This window comes from Priestia sp. SB1, from assembly GCF_038898415.1.
In genome coordinates, this window is sequence record NZ_JBBJSS010000019.1 from 36699 (window position 1) to 43238 (window position 6540).

Here is a 6540-nt window from a genome sequence, read left to right on the forward strand (position 1 = left end):
AGACTCGTAAAAAAGATTCTTTTTAAATATGCCTTTCATTGTCCAATCAACTGAAAACCCTATTCTATATACTATAGTGTAAGAAAATAAAGGAGTGATTGATATAAACTTACAAGATATAAAAGGCTCTTATAATTTGGTGGCTGGCTTAGGAAGCTGGTGTGGCCCAGCGCTTTATTCCGAACGTCACGGTTTGAGAAGGCATTCGTTTCCTCTTGATTGGATGCAATCTCCTTTTCTCCCTGACGTAAATATATTATTAAGAAACAAATTTCAAGGTTTTATGGAAGTAGAAAACATAATTGAAAAAGACATACTAGCTAATTATGTAGATGATAATGGATATCCTATTTTTAAATCCGGTACTTCTGAATCAATAAGAGCTCATTATGTTACAGATATTAAATATAACATTGACTCTGTTCACGACTTTCCTATGGTTCCTAACCAAGACTGGTCTGTCCAATACCCACCTTATAAAATAAGATTAGATCATCGTATTCAAACATTTCTTAATCAAATTGCACAAAGTCAACGTACGTTATTTATAAGATATGAATGGATGCCCACAAGCTACGAAGACGTAATTAACTTAAAATCAATTTTAACAGACATGACTAACGGTAACTTTAACCTTCTGTTAGTTGAGACTGTTGACGAAGAATTACCTGGAGTAAAAGACATGAATTTTGGAACACCTGAAGACAAAATTTGTTGGGTTCAAGTTTCGCGAGATAATTGCACCAATACTTCTGTTTGGAATGATTTATTAAGCGGAATAACACTATTAAATTAAACGTTACTCTTTTTTCCTATAATATATAAAAGAAAAGGGACAAGTATACAAGCAAACCTCCTTAATTTTCATATTAATATAATAGAAACATATAAAGGAGGTTACACTTTGAGTTGTTCTAAAAAAAGAAAGTGCTACTGTAGTTGTCTAAATTCCAAACCTTCAAGAAAAAAAGAAAAAAATTGTAAAAAAACAAGATGTGCAGAGAAAAATTATTTTTGTTCCAATAGATATAATAATGCACTTATTGAAACTGATACAAGACAAGAGATCCTCAGTGATCAAGTTTCTGATTCAATCATTCTTGTGAAAAACTCCTGTGATGTTACTATTACTGCAACAGATACACAGACAACCATATTTCTTCAAAGCTTCATACAAATATTAACCATTTTCTTACTTTCAATAGGTCTCGATGCCAATTCAATAAGGCTGTTTTTACAAGAAGTTTCTCAGACCGCAAGGTCACTTCAATTAAATAGACAAAGAGTTATCGTTAAAAACAGTAAAGGTGTCAATGTAACAACATCCAATAACGATACAGCTGTTTTTATACAAAATTTTTTACAAGCGTTGACCTTATTACTAACTCCTTAGAAAACCATTGAACCTTTAATAACCTGTTAATAGAATTGTTGAAAATACTATGCGAACAGAGTTATGACAAGTAGTATCTTCAATATATCCTCATAAATTAACTAACAGTGTACAAGCTATTGAAAATTCTTTGCTACTACAGCCTGTACACTATTTTATTACAGAGAAAGTTATCTAAAGCCACTGCATTTATAGAATGCCTATGTTACAACAAAACGCAAAACACTTTTTATAACCTCTATTTAAACGATTTTTCATAACTATAAAAGAGTTTTTCAGTCATCATAAATACATATGTAATACTCATAAAAAAGAAGCGTGTTAACACACATTCCATATCTAGGAACAAATAAGTAACGCTTGAAGGAAGAAATGGAGTAATTCAGTAACTTATAAATTACCTATAGGTAAACGTTTTTTCTATCCGTATTTCCCATTTCTTAATGTAGCAAGTAATTGTTCTAAATTGTATTTTCTCGCAATAGGAAATAAGCTTTTACCTGGTTCTCCTTCATACTTCTGAAAAAGATCCAATATAATAGGTCGGTTTTCTTCATGAAATCTATCTATTTTGTAAAAGCTTTGTTTAATCAGTTTTTCAGTTATTTTTATATGCATCTGTTGATTCTGTTCTCGTATTAAAAATCGTTCTTTAGATTCTTGGGGGACAACATCTAAAAAAATAATAATATCGGCTTTACTAAAACGTACATCATAAGTATCTACATATCCCCATCCCTCAACAATCCAACTCGCTGTATTTAACACCTTTTCCAACTTCTTTTTAAAATATCTCTTTCGTTGCCTAATTTGCGATATTCTTCTCATTTTAGGTTCTCTGAACCACAAATCTAAATGATGGATAGGTATATGCAAATTCTCACCTAACTGTGTAGCTAGTGTAGTTTTACCAGAACAACAATTACCAAATATAACAATTTTACACATAAATATCACCTCAATTCATATATAAAATTAAATCAAGCTGTTTATTACCATTTTTATACATTTAATTATGCTCGCTACGTACAAAACATCATAAACCTTAATTGAAAAAGCTATCCAACAAATAACTTGTTGGATAGCTTTTTAGCTGCTACTTATTTCCTTATAACAAATTTAATAGTAACTTGAACCGATACCCCTTCTATACTTACTATCTGTACAATAGCTGAATCATCTCCTGCAAAGTTTACGTTAGGAATGTAAATGAACTCACCTGTCTCCGTGTTAAGTTTAAATTTACCGTTTTTCGTCCCCTTGAAGATTTGATATTTAAGAGGTAGGTTTTTGACTGTACAAGCATCAATTTCACCACATATTTTCTTGTTAATGGTTCCTTTTATGCATTGATCAGATACCTTTATAGGACATTTACCTTTTGATTTATTTTTGCGCGGATCTCGCAACGATTTCTTTTTATTTTTAGATTCACCAGGAACTGGTGTCGGTGCTGGCGATACTCTTCTTTCCACGATGAAAGTAAGTGCTGCTTCACTTGAAGCTCCATCCGAATTAGTGACCCTTATAATCACCCTATCGGTCCCCACAAAATTAACATTAGGAACATAAATGAACTGGCCTGTATTCTGATTAATTCTAAACTGACCATTTTGAGCACCTGTTATGGCTTGATAAATTAGTGGTAAAGAATTTGGATCAATAGCAATGAGCTGACCAGTAGTAAGAGTATTAACAAATAACTTTATTACTTGCCCTACCACATTAGGAGGCTGAGGGTCTCTGCCTACTACAACTGTTACCACTACCAGTAATTCTGTTCCTAGATCATCTCGTACTAATACAGTAAAGGTATCCGTTCCTACAAAATTAGGCGCAGGCTGATAGACAAACCTTCCATTGGAATCAACGGTTACGCTACCACTTAAAGGCGCTGTTGCTAGTGTATAATTTAATGGACGTGCCAGCAAATTTGTTACCTGAATATTACCAACTACTTGAACACCCTGCAAAGTAGCAAAGGTATTATTTCCTGGAGTAATTATATTATTGCTTGCGGTAGAATTAACAGTAACAATTGAAAACGCTTGTTGTCCGTCACTGTTTCTTACAGATACCACAAATTGATCCTGACCAATAAATCCTAAATTTGGTGTATAACTAAACGTTCCATCTGATCGTAGTACAAGTACTCCATTTGTTGGTGGGGTAGCCACAGCAAAGCTAAGAGGTCTTCCAAGTGCATCTGTTGCGATGATTTGGCTTTCAATAATTTGACCAGTTGGTGTAGTTAAAAGCTGATCTTCAACTGTAATTGGATCATTAACTCCCTGAATCAAAACAGTAACACTAGTTGTTGCTGACTGACCAAGATTATTTGTAACAATTACTGTGAAAGAATCTATACCAGTAAATCCGAGGTTTGGCGTGTATATAAATGAACCATCCGGATTAAAATTCACTGTTCCGTTTGCAGGTAAACTCTGAATTTGATAGGTTAATGGATTACCTAGTGCATCAACTGCCGTAACTTGACCGGTAACAGGTTGATTCGTTACTCCTTGAAGCGTAAGAGGGGTAACAACAATGCTATCTTGTTGTTCTTGAACAACTATCCGCACAATACCAATTGCAGAGTCGCCTCTGTCATTTTGAATTAATACAGTAAAACTATCTACTCCAAAAAATGCTGGACTTGGTGTATAGCTAAACGTTCCATCTGCATTTACCACAGCTGTTCCATTGGATGGAGATGCATTTAAAGAAAATCTAATTGGTCTCCCAAGAGTATCAGTAGCCGATATTGTCCCTGAGACAGTTACACCTTGCTGAGTCTGTACTGTGACGTCTTGTGGTGTAATAGTACTTTGAACCGGATCAATTATAATTGAAACTGAAGCAATTGCTTGATCTCCTTGGTCATTTTGAACCAGAACGTCAAATTGATCTGTTCCACTCACACCAATAGTCGGTGTATAAACAAACGTTCCATCTGGATTTAAAATAACCGTTCCATAAGCAGGGAGATTGTTAAGGGTGTAGGTTAGTGGCCTATTTAGCTGATCTCGAACTGAAAGTTCACCATTTACACTCTGCCCTTCTACTGTTCGAACAATGGTATTACTGGCTACAATTTGATTAGCCAATTGTGTAACAGTTATTTGAACCGTAGTAGCTGCATTTAAACCCGTTTCGTTTTGAACAGACACTGTAAAAGAATCCGTTCCGATGAATCCTGGATTTGGTGTATACGTAAAAGTGCCGTCTGGGTTTAGTATTAAAATTCCATTCACTGGTCCGCCAAGTAAGGTATAAGTTAATGCTTCTCCTTGTGGGTCAATAGCTGCAATACTTCCTGTTACAGGCTGCTGTTCGGTTGTTGATAGTGCTTGATTAGCTACAATTGGCGCCTGTTCTATCGGTCCCTGAGTGACAACAGAAATAGTTGCAACAGCTGTATTGCCAAGAACATCGCTTACAAGTACTTGAAATTGATCTGTTCCAAAGAATCCAGGATTTGGCGTATAGATAAATGTCCCATCTGGGTTAACTATGACAGATCCACTATTTGGATTAGACGTAAGCGTATAAAACAATTGGTTTCCACTCAAATTTGTAGCACTTACTTGCCCAGAAACTGGCGTATTGAATAAAGTCGTTATTTCAGTATTTACCACTGAAATTCTGTCTCCTACTACTACTGTCACAACAGCATTAGCAATACTTTGATTTCCAGCTGAATCTATAACAACGATATCAAAGATATCTTCTCCTGTGAATCCAGGATTTGGCGTATAAACTAAAGTTCCATCTTGATTTAATACAACAGTTCCATTTGATGGCGGAATGGCTACAGCATAACTTAATGGAGAGCCTGCTGGATTCACAGTAGCAATAGACCCACTTACAGGTTGATTTGCTAAAGTAGTTAAAGTTAGCCCTTCAGCGCTAATCGGTAAATCTTGAGACTGAACTTCTACAGTAATAGTTCCAAACCCCTGGTTTCCAAGAGGATCTCTGGCAAAAACAGAGAATGAATCTGTTCCTACAAAACTTGGGTTCGGCGTGTACGTAAATGTTCCATCTGAATTAATAATGGCAGTACCATTAAGTGGTGCTAAATTTAGACCATATACTAGTGGATCTCCTTCAGGGTCAAAGGCAGGAACTTGCCCTGTTACAAACTGACCCTGTACAGTTGATAGTGATAAATCTACGACAATCGGTGGTTGGTTCACTCGAATTACACTGACAGTTACAAGAGATTGTGCACTAGCTCCACGACTATCCCTTACCTCCACTGTGAAAGAATCCAAACCAATAAAATTAGGGTTTGGGGTATACAAAAAGGTGCCATCTGGATTTACCACAGCTGTTCCATTAAAAGGGGTACCCGATAAACTAAAAGTGAGTAAATTATCGTCTGGATCTGTGGCAAAAACTTGCCCACTAATTGCTACATTTTCTATAGTCTGAAGGATAACATCACTCGTAATTGGCGAATTGTTCACGTCAATAACTGTAACATTTACAATAGACACTGCTGTAAGACCTGTTGAATCTTCTACGATAACCGTAAATAAATCTGGACCTACATAATTAGAATTAGGTGAATATATAAAACTGCCATCTATATTTACTGTGGTGCTTCCATTCACTGGAGAAGTTCCTAAGCGATAAGTGAGCAGATCTCCATTGGGATCACTTCCTACTACCTGGCCAGTTACAGATTGATTTTCAAGAGCAGTAATCGAATAATTAGGTACAATGGGTGGCTGTTCAACTGGTATAACAATAACAAATACATTCGTAATAATAAACTGTCCAGTTGGATCGGCTATACGTACAGTAAACGTATCATTTCCAGCAAAATTCTCGTTTGGTACATAAGTGAATAACCCTTCTTGATTGATTACTGCTGTTCCATTAGTCGGTAAATCTTGTAAGGTGTACGTCAGGGGATCTCCTTCAGGATCAGTTGCTACGATTTGGCCTGTAACAGGACTTTCTTCAAAAGTAGTAACCGTAATAACATCTGGACCTACTGGTGGATCATTTACTGGAAGAATCGTAATCGTGATGGTGGAAATGGCTGTTCCTCCTTGGCCGTCGCTTACTACGACACTAAAGCTATCTACCCCGTTGTAATTTTCATTTGGCGTATACGTGTAGGTTCCGTCTGGATT

General features: G+C 35.9%; 4 protein-coding genes. 2 read left to right on the forward strand and 2 right to left on the reverse strand.

The window, feature by feature from the left end; genetic code table 11:
- The first annotated feature begins 139 nt into the window (after positions 1-139).
- Both WKH56_RS34085 and WKH56_RS34090 read left to right on the forward strand, forming a co-directional pair.
- Positions 140-796: a DUF1796 family putative cysteine peptidase gene (locus WKH56_RS34085; protein ID WP_342837736.1), complete on the forward strand. Its 657-nt coding sequence runs from the start codon at positions 140-142 to the stop codon at positions 794-796.
- A 108-nt stretch (positions 797-904) separates the two neighbouring features.
- Positions 905-1393 carry a spore coat protein gene (locus WKH56_RS34090; RefSeq protein WP_033580849.1) on the forward strand — a complete coding sequence of 163 codons (489 nt, stop codon included), beginning with the start codon at positions 905-907 and terminating at the stop codon, positions 1391-1393.
- Between the two features lie 420 nt (positions 1394-1813).
- Here WKH56_RS34090 and WKH56_RS34095 read toward each other — a convergent pair whose 3' ends face one another.
- Together WKH56_RS34095 and WKH56_RS34100 are read right to left on the reverse strand one after the other, a co-directional pair.
- Positions 1814-2341 (reverse strand): P-loop NTPase family protein, encoded by a 528-nt coding sequence (locus tag WKH56_RS34095; RefSeq protein WP_098112975.1) that lies wholly within the window; start codon positions 2339-2341, stop codon positions 1814-1816.
- A gap of 152 nt (positions 2342-2493) precedes the next feature.
- Positions 2494-6540 (reverse strand): Ig-like domain-containing protein (locus tag WKH56_RS34100; protein WP_342837740.1); only part of this gene is annotated, 4047 nt, incomplete at its 5' end.

Bases quoted from the DNA above. Each gene is read 5' to 3' on its own strand.
- WKH56_RS34095 (WP_098112975.1), bottom strand. From the start codon at position 2,341: ATGTGTAAAATTGTTATATTTGGTAATTGTTGTTCTGGTAAAACTACA.